Origin of the sequence: Niveispirillum sp. KHB5.9 (assembly GCF_048066115.1) — a bacterium.
In the GTDB taxonomy this organism is placed as follows: Bacteria; Pseudomonadota; Alphaproteobacteria; order Azospirillales; family Azospirillaceae; genus Niveispirillum.
In genome coordinates this window covers 26,014-51,674 of sequence record NZ_JBLTYX010000017.1, presented here as the reverse complement: position 1 = coordinate 51,674, position 25,661 = coordinate 26,014, and the positions used below count along the sequence as shown (strand labels likewise).

The 25,661-nt window shown below is 65.8% G+C and carries 15 protein-coding genes; 8 read left to right on the top strand and 7 right to left on the bottom strand.

Going from position 1 to position 25,661, the window contains the following annotated elements; translation table 11 throughout:
• Positions 1–10 precede the first annotated feature (10 nt).
• From ACM9HJ_RS23020 to ACM9HJ_RS23005, 4 genes are read right to left on the bottom strand one after another with little or no spacing between them, the layout of a single operon-like run.
• Positions 11–1,381 carry a CAP domain-containing protein gene (locus tag ACM9HJ_RS23020; RefSeq protein WP_416574111.1) on the bottom strand — a complete coding sequence of 457 codons (1,371 nt, stop codon included), beginning with the start codon at positions 1,379–1,381 and terminating at the stop codon, positions 11–13.
• A 4-nt stretch (positions 1,382–1,385) separates the two neighbouring features.
• Entirely contained in the window at positions 1,386–2,534 is a 1,149-nt protein-coding gene (locus ACM9HJ_RS23015; protein WP_416574110.1) for a hypothetical protein, read from the bottom strand.
• Positions 2,531–2,902 (bottom strand): helix-turn-helix domain-containing protein, encoded by a 372-nt coding sequence (locus tag ACM9HJ_RS23010; protein WP_416574109.1) that lies wholly within the window; start codon positions 2,900–2,902, stop codon positions 2,531–2,533. The genes ACM9HJ_RS23015 and ACM9HJ_RS23010 overlap by 4 nt, the downstream gene beginning before the upstream one ends.
• A gap of 36 nt (positions 2,903–2,938) precedes the next feature.
• On the bottom strand, positions 2,939–3,295 hold the full coding sequence (locus ACM9HJ_RS23005; RefSeq protein ID WP_416574108.1) for a helix-turn-helix domain-containing protein: 357 nt from the start codon (positions 3,293–3,295) through the stop codon (positions 2,939–2,941).
• A gap of 398 nt (positions 3,296–3,693) precedes the next feature.
• Here ACM9HJ_RS23005 and ACM9HJ_RS23000 point away from each other — a divergent pair, with 398 nt between their 5' ends.
• Entirely contained in the window at positions 3,694–4,989 is a 1,296-nt protein-coding gene (locus ACM9HJ_RS23000) for a hypothetical protein (RefSeq protein ID WP_416574107.1), read from the top strand.
• 557 nt (positions 4,990–5,546) lie between these two features.
• Here ACM9HJ_RS23000 and ACM9HJ_RS22995 read toward each other — a convergent pair.
• The 3 genes from ACM9HJ_RS22995 to ACM9HJ_RS22985 all read right to left on the bottom strand — a co-directional run bounded on the left by ACM9HJ_RS22995 (position 5,547) and on the right by ACM9HJ_RS22985 (position 10,718).
• Positions 5,547–6,797 carry an MFS transporter gene (locus ACM9HJ_RS22995; protein WP_416574106.1) on the bottom strand — a complete coding sequence of 417 codons (1,251 nt, stop codon included), beginning with the start codon at positions 6,795–6,797 and terminating at the stop codon, positions 5,547–5,549.
• A gap of 315 nt (positions 6,798–7,112) precedes the next feature.
• Positions 7,113–9,089 carry a glycoside hydrolase family 97 protein gene (locus tag ACM9HJ_RS22990; protein WP_416574105.1) on the bottom strand — a complete coding sequence of 659 codons (1,977 nt, stop codon included), beginning with the start codon at positions 9,087–9,089 and terminating at the stop codon, positions 7,113–7,115.
• An 18-nt stretch (positions 9,090–9,107) separates the two neighbouring features.
• The gene (locus tag ACM9HJ_RS22985) at positions 9,108–10,718 is read right to left on the bottom strand and encodes an alpha-L-fucosidase (RefSeq protein WP_416574104.1); all 1,611 of its coding nucleotides are present in this window, start codon (positions 10,716–10,718) and stop codon (positions 9,108–9,110) included.
• A 242-nt stretch (positions 10,719–10,960) separates the two neighbouring features.
• Here ACM9HJ_RS22985 and ACM9HJ_RS22980 point away from each other — a divergent pair, with 242 nt between their 5' ends.
• The 7 genes from ACM9HJ_RS22980 (at position 10,961) to ACM9HJ_RS22950 (ending at position 25,488) form a co-directional block, all read left to right on the top strand.
• A complete protein-coding gene (locus ACM9HJ_RS22980; protein ID WP_416574103.1) occupies positions 10,961–13,513 on the top strand; it encodes a glycoside hydrolase family 3 protein in 2,553 nt (850 codons plus the stop codon).
• A gap of 45 nt (positions 13,514–13,558) precedes the next feature.
• Positions 13,559–16,525, top strand: a complete 2,967-nt coding sequence (locus ACM9HJ_RS22975) for a TonB-dependent receptor (protein ID WP_416574102.1) — start codon at positions 13,559–13,561, stop codon at positions 16,523–16,525.
• Between the two features lie 250 nt (positions 16,526–16,775).
• On the top strand, positions 16,776–18,287 hold the full coding sequence (locus ACM9HJ_RS22970; RefSeq protein WP_416574101.1) for a tryptophan halogenase family protein: 1,512 nt from the start codon (positions 16,776–16,778) through the stop codon (positions 18,285–18,287).
• Positions 18,288–18,304: 17 nt separating this feature from the next.
• Positions 18,305–19,927 (top strand): DUF5597 domain-containing protein, encoded by a 1,623-nt coding sequence (locus ACM9HJ_RS22965; RefSeq protein ID WP_416574100.1) that lies wholly within the window; start codon positions 18,305–18,307, stop codon positions 19,925–19,927.
• A 187-nt stretch (positions 19,928–20,114) separates the two neighbouring features.
• The gene (locus tag ACM9HJ_RS22960) at positions 20,115–23,021 is read left to right on the top strand and encodes a TIM-barrel domain-containing protein (RefSeq protein ID WP_416574099.1); all 2,907 of its coding nucleotides are present in this window, start codon (positions 20,115–20,117) and stop codon (positions 23,019–23,021) included.
• A 188-nt stretch (positions 23,022–23,209) separates the two neighbouring features.
• Positions 23,210–23,923, top strand: coding sequence for a GDSL-type esterase/lipase family protein (locus ACM9HJ_RS22955; RefSeq protein ID WP_416574098.1), 714 nt, complete (start codon positions 23,210–23,212; stop codon positions 23,921–23,923).
• 29 nt (positions 23,924–23,952) lie between these two features.
• Positions 23,953–25,488 (top strand): carboxylesterase/lipase family protein, encoded by a 1,536-nt coding sequence (locus ACM9HJ_RS22950; protein ID WP_416574097.1) that lies wholly within the window; start codon positions 23,953–23,955, stop codon positions 25,486–25,488.
• The last annotated feature ends 173 nt before the right edge of the window (positions 25,489–25,661 follow it).

The following is a 25,661-nucleotide window of genomic DNA, read 5'->3' as shown; positions in this document are numbered from 1 at the left end:
CATCCCCGGATCAGCCGATACCGATGCTGATATCAGCGTCGAAGGGCAGGCGGCCCTCGTTCTGGCCGATCAGGCGGTAATGGCTGAGCCCGCTGTCGAACAGGCCCACGGCCACGGCGGCGGCCACGTCGGGATTGTGGGCCAGATAGAAGCTTTCGCTGAACTGGTCGGTGGCCAGACGGCCTTCGTACCGGCCGAAGGTCAGGTAATGGTCGATGGCGGAGCCCACCGCACCGGCGGCGATGGCGGCGGCCACGTCGGGGTTGAGCGCCAGATAGTCGGCACTGTTGAAATAGGCGTTGGGATCGCGCCCTTCGAACTGCCCGAACAGCAGGTAATGTTCGAAGGCGCTGCGCACCGTGCCGGCGGCGATGGCGGCGGCGATGTCGGGATTGTGCGCCAGGTAATAGTCGGTGTCGAAGAAGGAGGCCGGGTCCCGGTCCTCATGCGCGCCGAAGGACCAGAAATGATCCTCCAGCGAGGAAATGGCGCCACCGGTCACGGCCGCGGCCACATCGACATTGCGCACGCCGTAGAAACCATCATCGAAGCGCACCTGGGTGAGATTCTCGCCCCAGTTGCTGCTGTCGACGATGCGGTCGGCGAACTGTACATATTCGACATTATGGATGCTGATCTGCCCCTCCGCCCCGGTGATCACGGCCCAGGTGGTGCCGTTCTCCGCCGCGACGGGGGCGATGGTGTAGCTGGCGGCCGTGCCGGACAGGGTGACGCGGTCCAGACCGGTGCCGCCATCGACGCGGTCGCCGTTGGTCAGGCCATAGATCACGTCATTGCCGCCGCCGGCCTGGATATTGTCGGCCCAGGCGGTGGTGCGGATGCTGTCGCCGCCGCTGGTGCCCAGGATGGGAACCACGGCGGTCTTGGCGGCCCCGTCGGTATAGTTGCCGAAGGAGACATAGACCATGCTGCCCGACATGCCGACGCCGATGGCATCCCAGCTGGTCGACAGGAGATTGCCGGACGTGCCGGGATTGGCCAGCCAGCCGGAAAGCACGTCGGTGTCCGCATGGGCGGCCAGCAGCCCCTCCGCGTTTTCCGCGATGGACTGCGGCATGGCCAGCTTCAGGCCCGATGCCAGCGCCAGCACGCCGGATACGAAGCTTTGCCCGTCGCTCCAATGATGCAGGGAGGGCACGGGGCGCGCGGCGATGCCCGCCTGCGCCCAGCCGGCATAGCCGACATTGACGTCGAAATCGACGGCATGCTGCCCGGACAGGACCGACAGGTCCAGCGACGGCTTCAGGGGCGTCAGGCCCTTGGAGACACGCAGGTCGTTGATGGCGTGGTAAAGCGCCAACTCGCTGATCGACAGGCTGTCGCTTCCCGCGAACAGCGTGGTTTCGGCCGCCAAACTCATGATCTCAACCTCCGCTGACCAGCGCGTGGGTCTGGGTCGACAGGTGGATTTCCACCGTCGCCTGACCGACCACCGTCAACTGTGTTTCACCATTGGCAACCAAAGCCCCCAAATCCGTGATGATGGCGCTGCTCGTGCCATTGTCACCGGATTTTTCGATCACCAGACTGTCATGCCCCTGTTCGAAGTTCCCCAGCTTCGTTGTCAGTTCTTTGTCATCCTTGTCCAGGATGACCATGAATGTGTCCGCCTTGTTCTCCGTCCCCGAGAAGGAGGCGCGTTCGTTGAAGGACACCTGCACATGGTCGCCGCCGACGGCGGTGAAGGCCATGGCGATACCCCCGTCGCGATCGATCACCGCCACGATGGCCTGGGCCTTGGACGTGTCGATGATATCGTCCGCCTGTGCCACGGCCACCTGGATGGCGCTGTCGGTGACATGGGCGGTGGGTGCGGCCTGTGGTGCCGCGACCTCATGGTCGGTTTGCTTGTCCAGCTTCACCGGCTGCACGTCCCGTTCGGCCGGCAGATCGGCTGCCGCCGTGACGGCGGATGTATCCTTGTGCGCCGCCGGCAATGCCGTGTCGACCACTGGCAAATCCAGCGCGGCCTTGATACCATCGGCGAAGTGGTCGCCAGCGTCTGGCGCGCCGGACGGGGGCAGGGGCGATGCCACCGCTTCGTGCGTGACGGCGTTGGCGATCACGTCCGCCGTCAGCACCGCCACCACCGCGCTGACGATGCGCAGGAAGGCATGGGTGCCGTCGCGGTCATCATCGCCATCGGCGGCAGCGCCGGAGACATCGTGATGGCCGAATGCGTCCAGACCCGACAGGGCGGACATGTCGATCTGCGACAGGGCGGTGCGCAGCGTTTCGCCGGACCAGGTCTCCCCATCCAGCACATGCACGATGAAGAAGCCGTCGATGCGCGCGATATGGATCAGCGCGTCACCGGTCGACACATCCTCCACCGCGAACCAGGGATCGCCTTCCTCCGACATGCCGGAAGAGGCTTCCACCGTCAGGCCGTGGCGGGCGAACAGGTCCAGGCAGCGATAGACATCGGCGATGTCCTGGTTGGTCCAGGCGCCGCTGTTGCCGCCGGTCGAACCCCGGCCCGGGAAACGGAATATCTCGGCCGACGCGCTCATGCCGGCCTCCCTTCTTCATGGTTCTGCCGCAGGGCGGCGAAGGCATCGGGTTCGAAGGCGGACAGATAGCCTGCCGCGAAATCGGAAGGTTCCATGGCCAGCGCCCGGGCCCAGCCGGCAAGAACGCCGTCGGGCAGGCGGCCACGGCCGCTTTCGATGGCACTGACCAGCGTGGGGCTGGGCAGGCCGACGGCATCGGCCAGCGTCCGGGTGGTGAAGCCCTTGTCCAAACGCCGCTCACGGATGGAACGTCCCCAGGCGGCCCGGCGTTCCCGCAGGGCCGACATCCGTTCACGCGCCGCCTGCTCGGCCGCCTCGGGGCGGACGGCCTTGGACTGCGCTGTCTGGATGGAAACGATCTCACCCATGCTGGGCTCTACTCTCTTTGGCCTAGGCTTCGGTTATCAGACCACGCGGAATTTCGGTGCGGCATGCCCCGTCCCGTCATCCGGGGTGGCGCTGCCGGCATCGCCGAACAGGATGGAATGGGTAATGGGATCGTAGAATTGCATCAAGGTCCGGACGAACTCCGCGGGCTGCATCTGCAGCGCGGCTGCCCAGGCCAAATAGCTGTCGGGCGGGATGCGACCACGCCCCGCCTCGATCATCGAGACCATCGTGTAATATTCAAGGCCCACGGATTCCGCCAGCGCACGCTGGGTCAATCCGACCTCCGTACGGCGGTTCTTCAGCCAAGCGCCTGCCTGCCGGCGCAGCTCCTTGACCTCTTCCCCGCCACCATGTTGAGGATGTGAGTACATCCGACACCCCGTTGACTCTGCCTGACCCAAACATAAGCGACTTTATAACAGATTACCACTTTTCTCTCGCATGGGGCCGGGCAGGGCTCCCCCCGGACAGGCGCATACAAGGAAATGCCTGGAAATAGGCTTAATTAGGGCGGAAGGGGTAGGCCCAACCGCCTAGTCGGGGGGATAGAGGTAGCCGAATCCGCTGCGACTCCGAAGGGGGTTCGGGGCGGTGGGTTGTGACCTTTTGGGGCGCGGGGGCGGTACTCTCTATCGTCATCCCGGCTTGTCGCCGGGATGACGATTAGAGTGGGTGGAGGGAGTGGAGGGGGCGTGGCCGCCTGCCGAAAAGAAAACTTCCCGTTCCGGTCTCGCTTCTCTACCTTCGCGTCCAGACCCAGGGCCGGCCCGTGAGCATGATCGACGCCTTCTATAACGCGCTGTTCGCGCTGAACCTCGTCTATAATTTCGCGCTGGAACCGCTGTTCCTGCTGTTCTTCGCGCGGCTGCTGGGTATTTCGTACCTCAACCCCTATTCCATCACGGTGTTCGCGCTGCTGCCGGTGCGGCTCTTATGGCTGCTGGCGGGGCCGTCGGTGCATTTCACCGACGGGGTGTTCGACGGCACGTACCAGTATCTGATCCTGCTGGAGAATCTGCATTTCACCCTGCGCACCGGCGTGGCGGGGCTGCTGGTCTTCTATCTTTCGCGTGACGATGTGGCGGGCCGGTTCATCGACCGGTTCCATTTCCAGCCCATGTCGGCGGAACGGCTGCGCCTGTGCGCGCTGCTGTTCTTCGGCGTGTTCGCACTGTCCTTCGTAATCACCGCCAGTTGGAGCTTCGGCCTGCTGAACTGGCTGATGAGCCCGCGCACGGGGTACCAGTTGCACCGGGCGGGGGCGGGGCCGTTCTATGCCATGGCGGTGTCGATGATCGCCGTGTCCTATATCCTGGCCATGCTGGCGGCCAGCAGCCAGCGGCGGATCATCGCCACCTGGCTGGTCTATCTGCCCTTCGTGTTCCTGCTGGGGTCGAAGGGCTATCTGGTGGTCTATACGGTCACCGCCTTCGCCTTCATGCTGATCTACGGGTTCAAGATCCGCATCTCCACCGTCGCGGCGGTGGGGCTGGTGATGTCCGCGGCGGTGCTGCTGAATTTCGGGTCGGCCGACCTGGTCGATATCTTCCTCTATTTCGACTATTACTCCAACAGCGCCTATTTCGTGCGCGCCTATCAGAACGGGTTGACCGACCTGTTCTATGGCGAGATTTCATCGACGGAGATCATCGGGGTGGTGCCGCGTGCCCTGTGGCCGGGCAAGCCCTTCGTCTATGGCGCCACGCTGTTGAACGAGATGTTCTATCCCGGCATGGCGGAGGCCGGGCACACCCCGGCCTTTGGCGGGCCGATCCTGGCCTATGCCGATTTCGGCGTGCCCGGGGTGGTGCTGCACGGGTTGACCGACTGGTCGTATCTGGGCGCGGTGCTGATGGCGTTCATGCTGCTGACGCGGCTGCGCGACCGGGGGCCGCAATTCGTGCGCACCCACCATTTCTACATCTTCCTGACCATGATGATGCTGGCGCCGGGTTACCTGAACTTCTTCCAGTTCCCGCTGAATGTCGGGATCATGGGTTTCGTCGCGGCGACCATCATGGCCTTCAACCTCTTCCCGCGTACAAGGTTCATCCGTTTCGCGTGAAACCCGTTGCGAACGGAACGATGCGGGGGCATAGTTTTCACTCAGGCGCCGGGCGCCCACATCCGTGGGCTTGGCTTACGCGCCACGAGGCGCGGGCCGGCAGTCGCCGGCCTGCAGCGATCATTCCTGATGATCGCTGCTTTGTTTGGCTTCAGCCAAAAAGAAAGCCGGCTGCGGGTGGCAGCCGGCCTAGAGATGAAGGGAGCCTCATAAGGAGGTAAAGTCCCTGACCGTTGCCCTTATGCAACGGTCAAGTCACTTTCTTATAGCCCAAACCGATGGGCTTTGAAAAGTGAAAAATGTGTCCGAAAGGCTACACCCCTCGAAAATTCACAAATCGGCCCTTGCGGCGCGCGCGCGGGTGGGCTGCGCGGGGGGCGTGGGGCCGGTTTGGGGGCGGATATGTTCCCGGCGAAGTCTGGGCTGTAAGCGTTTCAGCAATACGCACCGTCACCCCGGCGAAGGCCGGGGCCCAGGTGATAAGCGCTTCGCTCTACGACTTGGGCCCCGGCCTTCGCCGGGGTGACGGTAGAGAGAGCGGCGACGAAGGTGCCAATTTACGCCGGTGGTGCACCGGGGAAGCGGTCCACCTTGCGCAGGGCCGGGAACAGGGTGCACCAGAGGGCGACGATGACCAGGGTGCCGACGCCGCCGACCACGACGGCGGTGCCGGCCCCCCACCAGGCGGCGGTGACGCCGGATTCGAACTCGCCCAGCTGGTTGGAGGCGCCGATGAACAGGCTGCTGACGGCGCTGACGCGGCCGCGCATGTCGTCGGGGGTTTCCAGCTGCACCAGCGACTGGCGGATGAACACCGACACCATGTCCACCGCCCCCATCACCACCAGGGCCACCCCGGCGATCAGGGCGGAACTGGTCAGGCCGAAGATGATGGTGCCGACGCCGAAGGCCGCCACGCAGATGAACAGCACATGCCCGATGCGCCGGCGCACGGGCCACCATGCCAGGGCCAGGCCGGTGGCCAGCGCCCCCACCGACGGGGCGGCGCGCAGGATGCCGGCCATGACCGGGCCGGCATGGAACTGGTCCTTGGCCAGCACGGGCAGCAGGGCGGTGGCCCCGCCCAGCAGCACGGCGAACAGGTCCAGCGAGATGGCGCCCAGCACGATGGGCTTGCCCCAGATGAAGCGGAAGCCGGCGAACAGGGTTTCCAGGCTGATCTGCTTGGCGGATGGCGCCTGGGTGCGCGGCGGCAGCCGGATGAAGCGCACCAGGATGAAGGCGATGGCGAAGAACAGAGCGCAGACGGCGAAGATCCAGTGCCCCAGCAGCCCATAGCCCACCCCGCCCAGCGCCGGCCCGACGATGGAGGCCGCCTGCCAGGCGGACGAGTTCAGGGCCACGGCGCGCGGGAACAGGGCGGGTGGCACCAGGTTGGGCACCAGGGACGAGGCGGCCGGCATCTCGAACGCCCGCGCCGTGCCCAGGATGGTGACGGCCAGGAAGGCCGGCCACAAGGCCTTGGTATTGTCGTCCCACAGCGCCAGCCACAGGACCAGCATGGCGAGGATTTCCAGCCCCTGGCAGAAATTGATCACCTTGCGCCGGTCGAACCGGTCGGCGACGTGACCGGTCACCAGCACCAGCAGGATCGAGGGCAGGAATTCCGCCAGCCCGATGAAGCCGAGCGCCATGGCGGAGCCCGACACGTCATAGACGCGCCAGCCGGTGGCCACGATCTGCATCTGCAAGGCCAGGATCGCGAAGATGCGCGCGAACCAGAAAAGCCGGTAGGGGACATAGGCGAAGGGGCTGGTCGGTTGATCGACCGGGGAAGCTGCGGACATGGGACCGGGGCAGGTGACGGGCGATGCCCAGAACTATGCGCGGGTGATGGGAAACCGTTAAGGGCAGTTCCTGCAGGGCTGGGGTGTGGTTCGCTCAGCCGTCATCCCGGCACCTCGCGAGAGATCTCTGCGACACTCCTGGGCACCTTCATTGCCGCCCCCTCTACCGTCACCCCGGCGGAGGCCGGGGCCCAGATGACGCGTGCTGTGCTCTACGACTTGGGCCCCGGCCTTCGCCGGGGTGACGGTAGATATTACGAAAACCCTCGCAGCCCGGACTTTCGCGGGGGAAGCCGGGATGGCGGCAAGGCGGGATTACTTTACCGGCCGCAGCACGATCACCGCCCCACCCGACGCCGCCAGCGGCAGGGACAGGCTGTCACCGGCCGTCACCGGCTTGCTGGACCGGGAGAGGTCGGCGGGGGTGGTGCCGTCGGCCAGGATTTCCGCGGTGAAGCGGCCCTTGCCCAGGAAGGACAGGGGCAGGTCGACCTTGCGCGCCTGTTCGTTGCTGATCGCCCCCAGGTACCAGATGTCGCCCTTGCGCCTTGCCAGCGCGATATGGTCGCCGACCTCGCCCGCCACGAACCGCACCTCGTCCCAGGTCGTGGGAACCGCGCGGATGAAATCCAGGCCATCCTGGCCCGCATAGGCGTCGGGACTGTCGGAGACGCAGGCAAACGGGCTGTCATAGACGACATAGAGCGCCAGGCCGTGGGCGCGGGTGGTCTGGACAACGGGCAGGGTGTAGCGGTGCTGGAACGCGCCGGGGGCGGCGTGGCGGAAGCCGCCGGGCGTGTAATCCATCGGGCCGATCAGCAGGCGGGTATAGGCCAGCATGACATTGTGGCCGGCGGTGATGCGGGTGGACCATTTATTGTATTCCGCACCCAGCACCCCTTCCTGCGTCAGGTAGTTGGGGTAGGTGCGGATCAGGCCGGTCGGGTGATAGGCGCCGTGCAGATTGACCAGCAGCCGGTTCCTGGCCGCCACACTCAGCAGGCGATGATAGAAATCCACCATCTTCTGGTCGTCGCGGTCCATGAAATCGACCTTGATGCCTTTGATCCCCAGCTTCGCGTAATGGGCCAGCACCTCCTCCAGCCTGGGTTCCAGCACCTGCCAATGTATCCAGAGCCACAGGCCGATGCCTTTCTTGCGGCCGTAATCGATCATGGCGGGCAGGTCGAGGCCGGGCGTGACCTGCATCAGGTCGGCACCGGGCTTCACGCTGCCCTCGCCGCCGGAATTCAGGTACCAGCCATCATCGATCAGCATGTAATCCAGGCCGAGCGTGGCGGCCTGGTCGATGAAGGCGGTGACGGTGGCGTCATTGGCCTGCACCGCGTTCTGGGCACCCGGCGCGCGCCAGCCGTTCCACCAGTCCCAGGCGGATTTGCCGGGCTTCACCCAGCTTGGGTCGAAGGCGGGATCGGGGTTGAGGGCGGTGATCAGGGTGGATTCGTTCAAGGCACCGGGATGGCGGGCCAGCATGACGACGCGCCAGGGGGTGAGGGCACCATCGGCGGGCAGGGGGCGGCGCACGGCCAGCTTGGGGTGGTCGGGATGGGGCGACAGCACGCTTTCCACTCCCAGCCCGCCATCGCCGGGGCGGGTCAGGTAGAGGCCGGCATAATCGCGCAGATCGGCCTCGGCGATGGCGAAGGCGGGGCCGCCGGGGGCGGTCTGGCAGACCAGGGGGGCATCGTAGAGATGGGTGGGGCGGATGCGGCTGGCGGGGACGGGGTCGAATTCGCCCTCATGCGCGGTCTTGAAATTGCCCAGGTTCAGGCCCCAGCAGGAAAAGTCGCCGGCGAAGCTGAAGCGGGTGCGTTCCTGGCGCAGGGCCAGTTCGGTGAGGCCGGGCTGGGCCGGCAGACGGTAGCGCAGGGCCACGCCGTCGTCATAGGCGCGGATGATCACGTCCAGCCGGCGGCCGGGACCGGTCTTCTCCGTCAGGTTCAGGGTGATTTCATTGTACCGGTCACGGGCGGTGGCGACCTTTCCGGCGGTTAGGCGGTAGGTGCTGTCATTGGCGCGGGGGACGGTGCGGGTGATCTCCATGCCGCCGACCAGCGGTTTGCGTTCGCCGTCGAGGTCCAGACCCAGGATGGAGGGGCTGAGGATGGGGGTGCCGGCGTAGGTGACGGCGTAGGTCAGGCGGGCAGCGGGGTCCTGGTCCAGGCGGATGGTGACCTTGCCGTCGGGTGAGGCGAGGTCGATGGGGGCGGCGCTGGCCGGAAACGCCAGCACCAGGAGCAAGGCGAGGGCGGGGATGCGGGGGGTGGGCATGGGGTCCTCCGGGAGGCGTCAGATGAGGCCGCGGCCGCTGAGCCTGACGGCCAGCATGGGCGTGGTGTTGGGGGCTTCCGGCAGGGTGATCTCCAGGCCGGCGGCGGTCTGTCGCAGGGGCAGCGGGGTGCCATCGCGGCCCAGCAGGTCGGCGCGGTCCACGGCTGTGCCGGCGAGGCTGGTGATGGTCAGTTTGCCGTCGGCGGGCCAGGCCATGGCCAGGGCGTAGAGGTTCCCGCCCCGGGTGGTGAAGCGCAGATCGGCCGATGTGAAGGGGGCCTGCTTCGTCTCGCTCTTGTCGATGCGGGTGGGGCCTTCGCCGTAGCGGCGCCAGGGGCGCGTGCCGAAAATCGCTTCGCCGTTGGTGGCGGTCCAGGCGGCCAGCCCGTCCAGGAAACGGATTTCCAGATCGTCCAGGCTGCCATCGCCGCGCATGGGGATGGAGAGCAGCAGGTTGCCGTTCTTCGACACGATGTCGGACAGGCTCTGCACCACCTGGGTTACGGATTTGTAGCCGCCGCGATCATAGAGCGCACGGTCGTAATGCCACTGGCCGATGCAGGTGCAGGTCTGCCAGGGATCGGGGCGGATCTCGTCGACGAAGCTGCGCTCGTGATCCTCCACAATGGCTTTGCGCTGGCGATCCTCGGCCAGGCGCTTGCCATTGACCACCGCCTCCAATCTGCCGCCATGCCATTGGCGCGACAGGTTGTAATAGCGGGCGGTGATGTCCAGCCCGACTTGGCCGAAGGGCAGGCCGTAATTGTCGAAATAGACCAGATCGGGCCGGTATTTCTCGATCGCGTCCAGGGCGCGCAGGTACCAGGAGCGCACGAAGGCCGGATTGCCGGGCGGCGGGGTCTCCAGCCATTGGCCGGTATGGACGTCGTGCCAGTCATCCATGGCTTTGATGCTGGTCAGGCCGGCGGGCGGGACGCGCATGGGGCCGCCATAGAGGTCCTGCGGGTCCAGCCCGTCCCACCATGTGCCCTTGCCGTCCGCCCTGGTCAGGCGGTTTGCGTCGTAACGGATGCCGGCCTTCGCCCCCTCCGGATCATAGCCATAGGCGGTCTGGAACCAGTGCCAGGCATGGGCGCCATGGTTGGAGATGCCGAAGCGCAGGCCGGCTTGGCGGGCGAGTTTCTCCCAGGTGCCGACAATGTCGCGCTTCGGCCCGACGCGGGTGGAATTCCAGGCATGGTACCGGCTGTCGAAACAGTCGAAATTGTCATGGTGCTGGGCCATGGAAACGACATAGCGGGCACCCGCACTTTTGAAGCGGGCCATCACATCGCGCGGGTCCCATTTTTCCGCCCGCCAGCGGCCGATCAGGTCGATGAAGCCGGTGTCGGACGGGTGGCCATAATGTTTCAGGTGATGGTCGTACATGCGGTGGCCCTGCTTATACATGAAGCGGCCATACCAGTCCCCGGCCTCCGGCACGCATTGCGGGCCCCAATGCGCCCACAGGCCCAGCTTGGCATCGCGGAACCAGTCGGGCGTGCGGTATTGGGCGGCCAGACAGTCCCAGCTGGGCTGGAACGGATTGTCGGCAAAGGCCGGCAAACCGGCGGCGGTGAGCCCGGCGGCGGGCACGGCGCCCAGCACCTGACGGCGGGTCAGAACCATCTTGTCATTTCCTTCCCTGAAAGTTATTTTTCACCTGTCATAGCAGATTCAGCCTATTTATCCGATAAATAATCTATACCCACTTGCGTCAAGCGATTGGTAGCGGTATCATGGTTGCCAACAAGTAAAAGCGACCATCCACCGACAGCGGTCAACCGCGGCGGGGATGTTCAGGGGGGAAATCGCGGGGAAGCATGCTGCCGGCCTATGCGCCGGGGCGCCGATCCGCCTGGAAGGCGTTCATGAAGCTCCGTTCCATTCTTTTGTCCGGTATCACCATGGGCTTGGCGGTCAGTTTCTCACTGGCGTCATTGCCGCCGGGTTCCGATGGCGAGGCCGGCATTGCCGATCCGGCCCGCTGGCCCGCCGTCACGGCGCCCAAGCTGGGCGATGCGGCGACCGAGGCGAAGATCAGTGCGATGCTGGCGCGGATGAGTGTCGAGGAGAAGGTGGGCCAGATGATCCAGGCCGACCTGCCGTCGATCAAGCCCGCCGACCTGCGTGCCTATCCGCTGGGCTCCGTCCTGGCGGGCGGGGACAGTGCGCCGTTCAATGCGCCCGACCGGGCGGGGGTTGCCGCCTGGGTGGAGACGGCGCGTGCGCTGCGCGCCGTGGCGCTGGAACAGCGGTCGGGGCATGAGCCCATTCCCCTGATCTTCGGCATCGATGCCGTGCACGGGAACAGCAATGTCGTCGGCGCCACGCTGTTTCCGCACAATATCGGGCTGGGGGCCGCCAATGATCCCGACCTGATCCGCCGCATCGGCGCGGCCACGGCGCTGGAGACGGCGGCGGCGGGCATCGACTGGGCCTTCGCCCCCACCCTGGCCGTGCCGCGCGATGCGCGCTGGGGCCGGACCTATGAGGGTTATTCCGAAAACCCGGAAATCGTGCGCCGCTATGCCGGCGCCATGGTCACAGGGCTGCAGGGCGCCTTTTTCCAGGCCGGCCATGACAGCGCTGTCCAGCCCAGTAGTGTGCAAGCCGGGCATGTCGCGGCGTCGGCCAAGCATTTCCTGGGCGATGGTGCCACCACGGGCGGCATCGATCAGGGGGATGCGGCGGTCAGCGAAGATGAGCTGATCCGCGTGCATGCGGCAGGCTATCCGCCGGCGATCGAGGCCGGGGCGATGACGGTGATGGTCAGCTTCTCCTCCTGGCAAGGCGTCAAGATGCATGGCAATGGCACGCTGCTGCAGGGTGTGCTGAAGGATCGCTGGGGTTTCGACGGGTTCGTGGTCAGCGACTGGAACGGCCATGAGCAGGTGCCGGGCTGCACGGATGATGATTGCCCGGCATCGGTGCTGGCCGGCATCGACATGCTGATGGCGCCATACGATTGGAAGAAGCTGTTCAAGAAGATGGTGGCGCAGGTCAAGGACGGGACCATTCCCATGGCCCGCCTGGACGATGCCGTGCGCCGTATCCTGCGGGTGAAATTCCGGCTGGGCCTGTTCGAGGCGGGGCGGCCGCTGGAGGGCAGGGGCGATCTGCTGGGCAGCGCACCCCACCGGGCCCTGGCGCGCGAGGCGGCGGCCAAGTCGCTGGTGCTGCTGAAGAACCAGGGCAAGGTGCTGCCGCTGAAGGGCGGGGCGCGGGTGCTGGTGGCGGGCAGCGGGGCCGATGATATCGGCCGGCAGTCGGGCGGCTGGTCGCTGTCCTGGCAGGGCACCGGCAACCGCAACAGCGATTTCCCCAATGCGCAGTCGATCTATGGCGGGCTGAAAGAGGCGCTGGGCGCCCAGGGTGGGCAGGCGATCCTGTCGGTGGATGGCACGGCCGGGGACACGGTGGACGTGGCCATATTGGTGTTCGGCGAGGCGCCCTATGCCGAGGGGCAGGGCGATATCCCCACCCTGGAATACCAGCCGGGCGACAAGGAGGACCTGGCCCTGTTGAAGCGCCTGAAAGCGCGGGGCATTCCGGTGGTGTCGGTCTTCCTGTCGGGGCGGCCGCTCTGGGTCAATCCGGAGATCAATGCGTCGGATGCCTTCGTCGCTGCCTGGCTGCCGGGCAGCGAGGGCGGGGCGGTGGCCGATGTGCTGATCGGCGATCGCGAGGGCAAGCCGCGCCAGGATTTCCAGGGGCGGCTGCCCTTCGCCTGGCCCAATAGCGCCGTCCATGGCGCGGAGCCTTTGTTCAGGCTGGGCTATGGTCTTGATTACGCTGAGCTGACGCCTGTCATGACAGCGCTGTCCAGTTTGCTATCCGAACAGTCAGGCGTGTCGCCGGCGGCGGCAAACACCGACACCTATTTCGTGCGCGGCCGTACCCCCGCACCTTGGCGGTTCAGCCTACGCCAGGGCGGGACCCTGGTGCCCGTCGGCAATGATGGCAGCATCGTGAAGGCGGGCGAGGCCCTGTCATTGCGCCCGATCGATGCCGGCGGGCTGCAAGGGGCGGGTCGGGCGCTGGTCTGGACCGGCAAGGGCGATGCGGCCCTGACCGTCACCGGCGGGCCGGTGCTGGACCTGGCGCGCCTGTCGCTGGGCAACAGCCTGCTGCTGGATTACCGGGTCGATCAGGCGCCGCAGGGCATCGTGCGCGTCGGTGTCGGGCAGGGGGGCGAGTTGGACCTGACGCCCGTGCTGACCGCGGCACCCCTGGGCCAATGGCGGTCGGTGAAGATCCGGCTGTCCTGCTTCAAGCAGGCCGGGGCCGATCTGGCCAAGGCCGCAACACCCTTCACCCTGGCCGCGGGTGCGCCCGCCGGCCTGTCCCTGGCGACGGTCAGGATCGTGTCGGACGTGTCCGACGCGATCTGTCCGGCCGCCATTCCAAACGCCGCCCGATAGGGACGGTTCAACCACAGCAAAAACAGCCAAGACGGGGGGAACGAGATGAGTGGACGCAAGGTACGCACCAAGGGACTGGGCCGGGGCGGCATTTCGCTGCTGGCGTTGACAGCGCTGTTTCCGGCGCACGCGCTGGCCCAGGCGGCGGATGGCGGCGCGCAGCTGGAAGAGATCATCGTCACCGGTATCCGGGCCCAGGTGCAGTCGGCCCAGGCCATCAAGCAGAATGCCGAACAGCTGGTGGACAGCGTGACCGCCGTGGATATCGGCGCCCTGCCCGACCGCAGTGTGACGGAAGTTTTGCAGCGCATTCCCGGCATCACCATCGGCCGCACCGCCGACGGGCGCGATGCCGACCGCCTGTCGATCGAAGGCAGCGGCGTGCAGATCCGCGGCCTGTCGCTGGTGCGCGGCGAATTCAACGGCCGCGACAGTTTCGGCGCCAAGAATGGCCGCGCCCTGGGGTTCGAGGATGTGCCGCCGGAGCTGATGGCCGGGGTCGATGTCTATAAGAACCCGTCGGCCGACATGATCGAGGGCGGCCTGGGCGGCCTGGTCAATCTGCGCACGCGCACGCCGTTCGACGCCAAGGGGCGGATCATCGCCGGGTCGGTGGATTATTCCTATACGGACCTGCGCAAGAAGGGCAAGCCGTCCGGCTCCGTGCTCTATTCCGACCGGTGGGAAAGCAACAAGCTTGGCCAGTTCGGTCTGCTGCTGGACGTCGCCTATTCGGAACTGGCCACGCGGGCCGACACCTTCTCCGTCAATGCCTATCGCGAGCGGTCGGGCACGCCGGGCGCTTCCAACTATATCGCCGGGGTGGCGTCGGGCCGCACGGTCTATGTCCCCGACGGCTGGGGCTATCGCACGCTGGATTTCGAGCGCGAGCGCTTCGGCGTGGCCGGCGTTGTGCAGTGGAGCCCCGATGCCCGCTGGGACATCACGGCGCAATATCTGCGCTCGGCGGCCGAGCAGGCGGCACTGGAGCATGTGGTGGGCCTGAATACCGGGTCGGCCAACGGGCCGGCGGCGGGCACCAGCTTCACCTATGACGCCAACGGCTATTTCGTGAAGGGCACCATCGCCAATGCCGCCGACGGCACCGGCACGACCCAGGATATCGACCTGCTGGACGCCCGCTGGAACCGCCGCTATTCGACCACGGAGGACGCGTCGCTGCGGGTGAAGTTCAACCCCAACGATGCCTGGAGCCTGAGCGGCGACGTGCAATATGTGAAGTCGAAGACCAAGTCGATCGATTTCACCATCTTCGACGCCATGCCGGGCGGCACCGCCATCCCGGCCTCCACCCTGGACCTGACGGGCGGGCTGCCCAAGGTCACGCTGTCGATCACCGACGCCTATCGCAACAACCCGGCCAATTATTATTACAGCGCCGCGATGGACAACCATCAGCGCAACCAGGCCGACCAGTGGGCGGAGCGATTCGATGCCGAATACACGTTCGACGATGACTGGCTATCGTCCGCCCGGTTCGGCGTGCGCCACAACAAGCGCGAGGCGGTGACCCGCGACAGCAACTACAACTGGGGCTGGATCAGCCAGAGCTGGACCGGGGCCGGTCTGGCAACGCTGGATCAGGCGGGCAGCAAGGTGCCCTATCATTCCTATGGCGATGATGATTTCATGCGCGGCGCCATCGACCTGCCGGGCAATTTCCTGGTGCCGGACGGGCGGCTGGCCAAGAACTATGTCCAGGGTGCCAATGCCGTGCGTTCCATCCAGAAGGAACCCGACTGGGGTGGCGGCTGGCGGCCGTTCAACGGCGATTACGAGGCGCAGACCGGTAATGGCGGCGGCGTCAACCGCCAATCGGAAGAGACCTGGGCCGGCTATGGCCTGATCCGCTTCGCCAATCAGCTCAACCTGTTTGGTGAGGATAAGGATGTCGACGGCAATCTGGGCCTGCGTTACGTCCATACCAAGACCAAGGGCGTGGGCTTCTCCGTGGTGCAGGCGGCCAGCTCGCTGAACCTGGGGCCGGGGGCGAATGCCCAGGATCTGGCCTTTCTGAACGGCGCACGCACGACACTGGAGGGCGGGCGTTCCTACGACTACTTCCTGCCCAGCCTGAATGTGCGGGTGAAGCTGACCGATGAGCTGCAATGGCGCTTCGCGGCGGGCAGCTCCATCGTGCGGCCGGATCTGCAGCAGCTGCAGGCCACGGCCAATATCTCGGCCGAAGGCGGGCATCTGGTGGGCACCACCTGCCAGAGTGGGGCGGGGGCCGGCGATGTGCGCAACTGCGTCTATCAGTTCAACGGCAATGCCGGCAATCCGGACCTGCGGCCGTTGCGCTCCAACCAGTTCGACACGTCGCTGGAATGGTATTTCGCGCCCACGGGCAGCGTGACCGGCGTGGTGTTCTACAAGGACATCTACAATTTCATCACCACGACGCTGCAGACGGTGAAATACACCAACAACGGCGTCACCCGCGATGTCTTCGCCAACCGGCCCTACAATGCCGGCAAGGGCAGCATCAAGGGCTTCGAGGCGGCCTATTCGCAGTTCTACGATTTCCTGCCCGGCGCGCTGTCGGGCCTGGGGATGGCGGCCAACATCACCTATATCGAGTCCAAGGGTACGCGCAACGCCGCCGTCAACCCGTTCGACGCCAACCAGCAGGCCAATGTGGCAGGCTCGCGGAACCTGCCGCTGGAGGGCATGTCGAAATGGTCCTACAACGTCCAGGGCCTGTATGAATACGGGCCGGTGGCCCTGCGTCTGGCCTGGAACTGGCGCCAGCGCTATCTGCTGACCACCACGGCGGCCAATATCAACATTCCCGCCTGGGCCGATGATTACGGGCAGCTGGACGCGTCCGCCTTCTTCACCATCAACGAGAATCTGAAGGCCGGCGTGGAAGCGGCCAACCTGTCCAATTCCCGCACCAAGGTGCTGGTCGGGTTCCCGGGCCGTTTGACCATGCACAATTGGGTGGACGCCGACCGGCGCTACACGTTCGTGCTGCGGGCAAACTTTTAAGCGTTCCCTCAGGCGCCGGGCGGGCGCATCCGAGCCCTTGGCTCACGGCGCACGAGCGCCGGGCCGGCAGTCGCCGGCCTCCACCGGTCATCGAAGATGACCGGTGGTACAAGTCCCAGACCCCTCCCAGGGCTGGAAAACTTCCGGACCGGCGGCGACGCCGGTCCGGGCTTTCTTTTCCAACGGGGGATCGGGTGATGTTACCGTTATCGAAGACGCCGCAAAGGCGCAGAAAACCTGGGAGGGAAGGATGATGCCGGAGAAGCAGCATCACATCGTTATCGTCGGTGGCGGGACCGCCGGGTGGATGAGTGCCGCCTTGCTGGCCAAGGCCACCAAGGGGCGGCTGGGGCGGATCACCCTGGTGGAATCCGCCGAGATCGGCACGGTGGGGGTGGGGGAAGCCACCATTCCACCCATCCAGTTCTTCAACCAGCTGCTGGGGCTGGACGAGGCCGACTTTGTCGCCCGCACCCAGGGCAGCTTCAAGCTGGGCATCGAATTCCGCAACTGGACCCGGCAGGGCCACAGTTACATCCATCCGTTCGGTAATTATGGCGGCAATATCGATGCCGTGTCCTTCCATCATTACTGGCTGCGCCTGCGCGCGCTGGGGGATGGCACGGATATCGGCGACTATTGCCCGGCCATCGCCGCGGCGCGGGCCGGCAAGTTCGCGCCGGAGATCCCGCAGGGGCCGACAGGGGCGCCTGTCCTGTCGTTTGCCTATCATTTCGATGCCTCGCTCTATGCCGCGTATCTGCGCGATTTCGCCGTGAAGCTGGGCGTGCGGCGGGTGGAGGGGCGGATCGTGGGCGTTAGGCAGCGTGCCGAGGACGGGTATGTCACGACCCTGGACCTGGCCGACGGGACCATGATCGAGGGCGACCTGTTCCTGGATTGCTCGGGCTTCCGGTCGCTGCTGCTGGGCCAGACGCTGGGCGTGGGATTCCGGGATTGGAGCCGCTGGCTGCCGTGCGATCGCGCGCTGGCCGTGCCGTGCGTGGGAACGGACGAGATCACGCCCTATACGCGGTCCACGGCGCATGCGGCGGGCTGGCAATGGCGCATCCCGCTGCAGCACCGGATCGGCAATGGCCATGTCTATTCATCGGCCTTCATGGATGACGCGGAGGCGGAAGCCATCCTGATGGGCAATCTGGATGGCAAGGTCCTGGCCGACCCGCGCCCCCTGCGCTTCACCGCCGGGCGGCGGGAGAAGGCGTGGGTGCGCAATGTCGTGGGGATCGGGCTGGCCGGCGGGTTCATGGAACCGCTGGAAAGTACGTCGATCCATCTGGTGCAGACGGCCCTGTTCCGGCTGCTGGCCCTGATGCCCACCGATGTGCGCGATCCGGCGACGCGGGACGAGTTCAACCGGCTGTCGGAGATCGAATATGAGCAGATCCGCGACTTCCTGATCCTGCATTACCACGCCACGGAGCGGGACGATTCCGACTTCTGGAACTATTGCCGGACCATGGCCATCCCCGACAGCCTGCGCCACAAGATGGACCTGTTCCGGGCGCGTGGGCGGGTGGCGCGGTTTGACGGGCAATTGTTCTCCGAGGCCAGCTGGGTGGCGGTGTTCCTGGGCCAGGGGGTGCACCCGGTGGCGTACGACCCGATGGCCGATGTGCTGCCCGAGGCGGAGATGCGCCAGCGCCTGGCGCGTAACCTGGACCATGTCAACCGGTCCATCGCCGCGATGCCGGGCCACCGCGCCTTCCTGAACCGCCATTGCCGGGCCGCCGCCGCCTGAGCCCGACAGGAGCAGAGATGTTGATTGTGAGATTCTGCCGCCTGCTGGCGGTTGTCCTTGTCGGCCTGAGTTTGGGGGCGCCAGCCCTTGCCGAGGCGCCGCTGCCGAAGATGGTGACGGAGAAGGGGCGGCATGCCCTGCTGGTCGATGGCAAGCCGTTCCTGATCCTGGGGGCGCAGGTCAATAATTCCAGCAATTATCCCGCCACCCTGCCGATGGTCTGGCCGGCGGTGAAGGAAGTTGGTGCCAACACCGTGCAGGTGCCCATCGCCTGGGAGCAGGTGGAGCCCAAGGAGGGGGAGTTCGATTTCTCCTTCGTCGATACGCTGCTGGAACAGGCCCGCGCCAACAAGGTGCGGCTGATCCCGCTCTGGTTCGCGACCTGGAAGAATAACGGCCCCAATTACGCGCCGTCCTGGGTGAAGCTGGATAATGACCGGTTTCCGCGGGTGGTGGAATCCGGGGGCATCATCCGCAATTCCCTGTCGCCGCATGGCACGGAAACGCTGGCGGCGGACAGCAAGGCGTTTGCCGCCTTCATGCGCCATCTGAAGAAGGTGGACGCCCAGCGTACGGTGATCATGGTGCAGGTGGAGAACGAGGTCGGCACCTATGGCGCCATCCGCGACCATGGCAAGGACGCGGAGAAGCTGTTCCAGGGGGCGGTGCCCGCGGAACTGGTGAAGGCCATGGGCAAGAAGCCGGGCACCTGGGCGAACGTGTTCGGCAAGGATGCCGACGAGTATTTCCATGCCTGGCATATCGGCCGCTTCGTGGATGCGGTGGCGGCGGCGGGCAAGCGGGAATACGACCTGCCCCTGTATGTGAATGCGGCGCTCCGCGACCCGTTCAAGGATCAGGACCCCTACACCTATTCCGCCGGCGGGCCGACTTGGAACGTGCTGGATGTCTGGAAGGCCGCCGCCCCGCATATCGATTTCCTGGCGCCCGACATCTACATGGACGCCTACGCCCCCTATACCAAGACGCTGGAACAATATGGCCGGCCCGACAATGCCCTGATGGTGGCGGAGATGGGCAGCAAAGCGGTCTATGCGCGGTATCTGTTCGCCCTGCTGGGGCGGCAGGGGATCGGGTTCAGCCCGTTCGGGCTGGACTATACCGGCTATGCCAACGCGCCGCTGGGGGCGGAGAAGATCACCCCGGAAACCTTGGCGCCCTTTGCCCTGGCCTATCGCACCGTCGGCCCCATCGCCGGCCTGATCGCCGAACAGAGCCTGAAGGGCAAGGTCTGGGGCGGTGCGGAACCGGAGGCCGCGCATAGCGAGGTGATCGCCCTGGGCGCGGCACCCTGGAAGGTGGAACTGTCCTACGGGCTCGGCCAGTTCGGCATGGACAAGCCGCCCGGCAATCCCACGCCCAAGGGCGGGGCGGTCGTGATCGAGATGGGCAAGGACGATTACCTGATCACCGGCATGCATGCGCGGGTGGATTTCCAGACCACGCGCGACGGTCGCGGCCGCATCTATGACCGGGTGGAGGAAGGGCGATTTGTCGAGGGCGCCTGGGTCGTGGATCGCGTCTGGAACGGCGACCAGACGGATTACGGACTGAACCTGACCGACCGCGCGCAGATCCTGCGGGTCACCTTGGGGACGTATCCGATGAAGGTGGAGTGATCAGATGTCCTTCTCTCTCGTCATCCCGGCGAAAGCCTGTCGGCAGCGTCGATCAACGCAGCTTCGCGGTTCGATCCTTTGGCCCCTGGGTCCCGGCTTTCGCCGGGATGACGGAAAATGCAGTTGAGATGATGAGTTTTGGCAGTTCGATCGGGCGCCAACGCCCGCGACAGGGAGAAAACAACGCATGACTTTCCGATCCATGATGGGGCCCTGCGCGGTCCTGCTGCCGCTGTTGCTGCTGGCCGGTTGCGACGGTGGGGTCCAATCCGGCAACGACGAGGCGATGAAGATCGTGGCGTCGAGAACTGTGATGGGGACCGAGGACGGGCTGGTCGCCACCTTCTCGTCGGGGCCGGTGAGGAAACTGCGCTTGCAAGTGATCAATGACCGGACCATCCGCGTCACGGCAGTGGCCACCGACAGCCTGGACATCCCCGCCAGCCTGATGGTGGTGGCGGGGCCGGTCAAGGGTGGGTTTACGGTGGAGCTGCCGGAGGACGGCAAGGTGGCTCGCCTGAAGACCCCGGCCCTGACCGCTGAACTGACCTTGGTCACGGGCGCGGTCCGTTTCCTGGACAAGAACGGCAAGGAATTGCTGGCGGAGAAGGACCGGGGTGCCATTGCACCGGTGAAGGTGCTGGACCGCGACTATTACACCATCACCCAGAGCTTCAATCCCGGCACGGACGAGGCATTCTATGGGCTGGGGCAGCACCAGAACGGGGTGCTGGACTGGAATGGCGAGGATCTGCGGCTGGCGCAGCATAATATGGACATCGCGGTTCCCTTCGTCGTGTCCAGCCGCAATTACGGACTGCTGTGGGACAATAATTCCATCACCCGGTTCGGCGTGCCGCATGATTATGCCGATCTGGACGGGTCGCTGAAGCTGTTCGATGCGCAGGGCAAGGAAGGGGCGCTGACCGCCACCTATACCAGGGATGGCGAGGCCAAGCTGGTACGCCGGGAGAGCAAGATCGACTGGCGAGACCTGGATGATCTGGCCAACTGGCCGGCGGAGGTAGGGGGGACCCGCCGGCCGGACAAGACCCGCGACACGCCGGGCCAGAAGGTGACCTGGGAGGGCAAGGTCAGCACCGACAAGGCCGGCGTGCACAAGTTCCAGCTCTATTCCAGCGGCTATGCCACCGTGTTCGTGGATGGCAAGGAGGTCATCCATCGCTGGCGCCAGAACTGGAACCCCTGGTTCCATAATTTCGAGGTCGCGCTGGAGGCCGGCAAGCAGCATGACATCCGCGTCGAATGGCAGCCCGATGGCGGCTATATCGGTGTCGGCCATCAGGACCCGCTGCCGGCGGATGAGCGCCACGCTTTGACCCTGTCGTCGGAAGTGGCCAATGCGCTGGATTATTACGTCATCGCCGGGGACGATATCGACGGGGTCATCGCCGGGTACCGGCAGCTGACCGGCAAATCGGTGCTGCTGCCGCGCTGGGCCTATGGGTTCTGGCAGAGCCGGGAACGGTACAAGACCCAGGCCGAGGTGGTGGATACCGTCAAGGAATACCGCAAGCGCGGCATTCCGCTGGATAATATCGTGCTGGACTGGAACTACTGGCCCGAGGATGCCTGGGGCAGCCATGATTTCGACAAGGCGCGCTTCCCCGATCCGGCCGGCATGGTGGAGCAGGTCCACAAGCTGAATGCCCGCTTCATGATCTCCGTCTGGCCGAAATTCTATCCGGAGACGGCGCATTACAAGGAGCTGGACGCCAAGGGCTACATCTATCGCCGCAATGTCGAGAAGGGGGAGCGCGACTGGATCGGCGACGGGTACCTGAACGCCCATTACGACCCGTACAGTCCGGAGGCGCGCGACATCTATTGGCGGCAGATGCGCGACAAGCTGAACGTGCTGAAGGTCGATGCTTGGTGGCTGGACAATAGCGAACCCGATGTCCATTCCAACCTGCCGATCGAGGAGGTGAAGCTGCGCATCGGGCCCACGGCGATGGGGCCGGGGGCGGCGATGTTCAACTCCTACCCCCTGATGCAGACCAAGGCGGTCTATGACGGGGAGCGGCGCGATGATGGCGGGCAGCGCAGCTTCATCCTGACCCGATCGGGCTTTGCCGGGCAGCAGCGCCATGGCATGGCGGTGTGGAGCGGGGACGTGGTGTCGCGCTTCGTCGATCTGGAGCACCAGATCGCGGCGGGGATCAACACGTCGCTGTCGGGTCTGCCTAACTGGACCACGGATATCGGCGGCTTCGCGCTGGAAAAGCGGTTCGAGGCGCAGCCGATGGCGGCCGCCGATCAGGCGGAATGGCGGGAGCTGAACCTGCGCTGGTTCCAGTTCGGGGCGTTTTCGCCGCTGTTCCGCAGCCACGGGCAGTTCCCCTTGCGCGAGATCTGGAACATCGCGCCGGAGGGGTCGGACATCTACAAGTCCATGGTCTGGTACACCAAGCTGCGCTACCGGCTGATGCCCTATATCTACACGCTGGCGGGCGACACCTGGCACAAGGATGGGACGATCATGCGGGCGCTGGCCCAGGATTTCCCCGCCGATGCCAAGGTGAAGGATCTGGGCACGCAGTATCTGTTCGGGCCGTCGCTGCTGGTGGCGCCGGTCTATCAACAGGGGGCGACCAGCCGCACGGTCTATCTGCCGGCCGGCGCCAACTGGGTGGATTTCTATACGGGTGCCAAGGTGGCGGGCGGGCAGGAGGTGGTGGCCGAGGCGCCGCTGTCGCGCATTCCGCTGTTCGTGCGGGAAGGGGCGATCATCCCCACGGGGCCGGAGGTGCAGTCCACGGCGGAAAGCCAGGATGGATCGCTGTTGCTGAATGTCTATGCCGGGGCGGACGGGAGTGTCGACCTCTATGAGGATGAGGGGACGACGTACGGCTATGAGAAGGGCGAGTTCGCGCGGATCAAGTTCACCTGGAACCAGGCGGCGGGCGAGTTGACCATCGGGGAACGGCAGGGGGCATTCCCCGGCATGGCGGCCAAACGCACCATCCGCGTGCGCTGGATCGACGGGGCCGATGCGAAGGCCGCCGATTTCGCGGTGAAGGGGACGCGCGAGGTGGTTTATGAAGGGGGGCAGGTGGTGGTGACGCGGTGAGGCTGCTGTGCCTTTCCGCGAATGTCTTGGGCACCATCGTTACCACTCTCCCCACCGTCACCCCGGCCTCCGCCGGGGTGACGGTGGATATTGCTGAAACCCTCGCAGCCCGGACTTTCGCGGGGGAGGCGAGGAGGGTGTGATGAGTTTAAGATATCCCCCAACCCACGGACATCATCGGAGTCCCCATGCACCCCACCCGCCGTCACCTTCTTGGCCTGCTTCCCGCCGCGACGCTGCTGTCGGCCCTGCCGGTGGGGGCGGCGGAGCCGTTCCAGGCGTCGGACTGGATCAAACGCAGCCGGTATGAGGCCGCGAACACCACCGACAAGGCGCTGCCGGCCGACAGGCGGCGGGTGGTGTTCATAGGGGACAGCATCACCGAGAACTGGGCGCGCGATGAATATGATGGTGGGTTCTTCCCCGCCAACGGCTTCATCGGGCGCGGCATTTCCGGGCAGACGACGTCGCAGATGCTGCTGCGCTTCGTGCCCGACGTGCTGGAGTTGCAGCCGCGCGCCGTGCATATCCTGGCCGGTACCAATGACGTGGCGGAAAATGCCGGGACCTATGATGCCAAGCTGACCCAGGACAATCTGGCCGCCATGGTGGCGCTGGCCCGGGCGGCGGGGATGAAGGTTTTCATGGGCTCAGTGCCGCCGGCCCGTGACATCTATTGGCGCAAGTCGGTGGGCGATCCGACGGAGCGCATCCTGGCGCTGAATGAATGGATCGCCGGGTTCTGCCGGCGCGACGGCCACACTTACATCGATTACTGGCCGGTGCTGGCCGATGTGGACAAGGGGCTGAAGGCGGCGCTGGGCAAGGATGCGGTGCATCCCAACCGCGACGGATACCTGGCCATGGGGCCGGTGGCGCTGAAGGCGCTGGGCAAGGTTTGAGGGTTTAAAAACCAAAAAGGATATCGGGGATGAATGCCAGGGCGCTTTTCCTCTGCCTTTGCCTGCTGGCGACGGGGCCGGTGCTTGCCGGTGATGGGCCGGTCGTGACGACGCAAAGCGGGCCGGTGCGCGGGCTGGTGGCGGACGGGGTGGAGAGCTTCCGGGGCATTCCGTTCGCATCCCCGCCGGTGGGCGATCTGCGCTGGCGACCGCCGGTGCCGGTGCAGCCCTGGATGGAGGTACGGGCGGCGGAGACCTATGGGGCGGATTGCGCGCAGAAGGTGTTCATCGGTGATGATGCGCCGCTGGCCACGGTGCCGACGGAGGATTGCCTTTACCTGAATGTCTGGCGGCCGAAGGGGGCCAGAAAGCTGCCGGTCATGGTCTGGGTCCATGGCGGCGGCTTCGTCAATGGCGGCACGTCGCCCGCCATCTATGATGGGTCGGCGATGGCAGGCGATCGCGTGGTCGTGGTGTCGGCCAACCATCGGCTGGGCCGGTTCGGTTTCTTCGCGCATCCGGCCCTGACGGCGGAAGCGGCGGGGGGGCCGGTGGCGAACTATGGCTTCATGGACCAGATCGCGGCCTTGCGCTGGGTGGCGGCCAATATCGCGGCGTTCGGCGGCGATCCGGGCAATGTCACCATCTTTGGCGAGAGTGCCGGGGGAGAGTCGGTCAATGTGTTGCTGACGGCACCCGAGGCGCGCGGACTGTTCCACAAGGCCATCGCCATGTCGGGCGGCGGGCGGTCGAACATGCTGCCATCGCCGACCCTGGCGCAGGGGGAGGCGATCGGGGTGCGGTTCGCCGCCAACCAGGGGATTGCCGATACGGGGGCGGCCGGGCTGGCGACGCTGCGGGCATTGCCGGCGGAGCGGCTGGTGGGGCGGCTGAACCTGGCGACGCTGGGCGGTACGGATGATTATTCCGGGCCGGTGGAGGATGGAAAGCTGCTGGGTGGTGAATTGCTAGCCCTGTTCCGGGCGGGCAAGGCGGCGAAGGTGCCGGTTATGGTGGGGGCGACCAGTGCCGACGGCTGGTACAGCGGCGGCGACAAGGACAGGATTTTGGGGGCCTTCGGGCCGCTGCGGGCGGAGGCGGTGCGGGCCTATGACCCGACGGGGGGTGATGCCGCGAAGGTTGTCGGCCACCGGGTCAATGGCGATGCCATCTTCATCGAGCCGGCGCGCGCCATGGCCCGTGCCCTGGCGGCGACGGGGCAGCCGGTGTTCCAGTACCGCTTCTCCTATGTCGCCGAAAACATGCGGGCGCGGTGGGCGGGCACCGAACATGCCAAGGAGCTGCCCTTCATCTTCGACCGGGTGCTGCCGCGCTATGGCAGTGTCGCGACGAAGGGGGACCTGGCCATGGCGGGGCTGTGGCGGGAATATTGGACCAGCTTCGCGCGGACGGGCGTGCCCGGTCATGGGATGAAGGTGGTGGCGCCGCGGCTGGTGGCGGGGGATGAATGGCTGGTGGATTTCACCAACCAGGGGCCGAAGGTCAGCCGCGATCCGTTTCAGGCCCGGCTGGATGTAACGGAGCGGTTGATGGACGGGCGTTAGGAGCAAATAGAAGCGCCCACCTCGTCATCCCGGCGAAAGCCGGGACCCAGGGGCCGGGCGCCCGACCTCTCGGCAGCTTTAATAAAGGCAGCTTCGAGGTTTGAGCCTGTGGCCCCTGGGTCCCGGCTTTCGCCGGGATGACGGTGGAGTAGGTGGCAGCGAAGGTGCCCCAG

What these genes read in the sequence shown, in the direction of transcription:
- ACM9HJ_RS23020 (WP_416574111.1), bottom strand. Translation starts at nt 1,381, where the DNA reads ATGAGTTTGGCGGCCGAAACCACGCTGTTCGCGGGAAGCGACAGCCTG.
- ACM9HJ_RS23015 (WP_416574110.1), bottom strand. Translation starts at nt 2,534, where the DNA reads ATGAGCGCGTCGGCCGAGATATTCCGTTTCCCGGGCCGGGGTTCGACC.
- ACM9HJ_RS23010 (WP_416574109.1), bottom strand. Translation starts at nt 2,902, where the DNA reads ATGGGTGAGATCGTTTCCATCCAGACAGCGCAGTCCAAGGCCGTCCGC.
- ACM9HJ_RS23005 (WP_416574108.1), bottom strand. Translation starts at nt 3,295, where the DNA reads ATGTACTCACATCCTCAACATGGTGGCGGGGAAGAGGTCAAGGAGCTG.
- ACM9HJ_RS22995 (WP_416574106.1), bottom strand. Translation starts at nt 6,797, where the DNA reads ATGTCCGCAGCTTCCCCGGTCGATCAACCGACCAGCCCCTTCGCCTAT.
- ACM9HJ_RS22990 (WP_416574105.1), bottom strand. Translation starts at nt 9,089, where the DNA reads ATGCCCACCCCCCGCATCCCCGCCCTCGCCTTGCTCCTGGTGCTGGCG.
- ACM9HJ_RS22985 (WP_416574104.1), bottom strand. Translation starts at nt 10,718, where the DNA reads ATGGTTCTGACCCGCCGTCAGGTGCTGGGCGCCGTGCCCGCCGCCGGG.
- ACM9HJ_RS22980 (WP_416574103.1), top strand. Translation starts at nt 10,961, where the DNA reads ATGAAGCTCCGTTCCATTCTTTTGTCCGGTATCACCATGGGCTTGGCG.
- ACM9HJ_RS22975 (WP_416574102.1), top strand. Translation starts at nt 13,559, where the DNA reads ATGAGTGGACGCAAGGTACGCACCAAGGGACTGGGCCGGGGCGGCATT.
- ACM9HJ_RS22970 (WP_416574101.1), top strand. Translation starts at nt 16,776, where the DNA reads ATGATGCCGGAGAAGCAGCATCACATCGTTATCGTCGGTGGCGGGACC.
- ACM9HJ_RS22965 (WP_416574100.1), top strand. Translation starts at nt 18,305, where the DNA reads ATGTTGATTGTGAGATTCTGCCGCCTGCTGGCGGTTGTCCTTGTCGGC.
- ACM9HJ_RS22960 (WP_416574099.1), top strand. Translation starts at nt 20,115, where the DNA reads ATGACTTTCCGATCCATGATGGGGCCCTGCGCGGTCCTGCTGCCGCTG.
- ACM9HJ_RS22955 (WP_416574098.1), top strand. Translation starts at nt 23,210, where the DNA reads ATGCACCCCACCCGCCGTCACCTTCTTGGCCTGCTTCCCGCCGCGACG.
- ACM9HJ_RS22950 (WP_416574097.1), top strand. Translation starts at nt 23,953, where the DNA reads ATGAATGCCAGGGCGCTTTTCCTCTGCCTTTGCCTGCTGGCGACGGGG.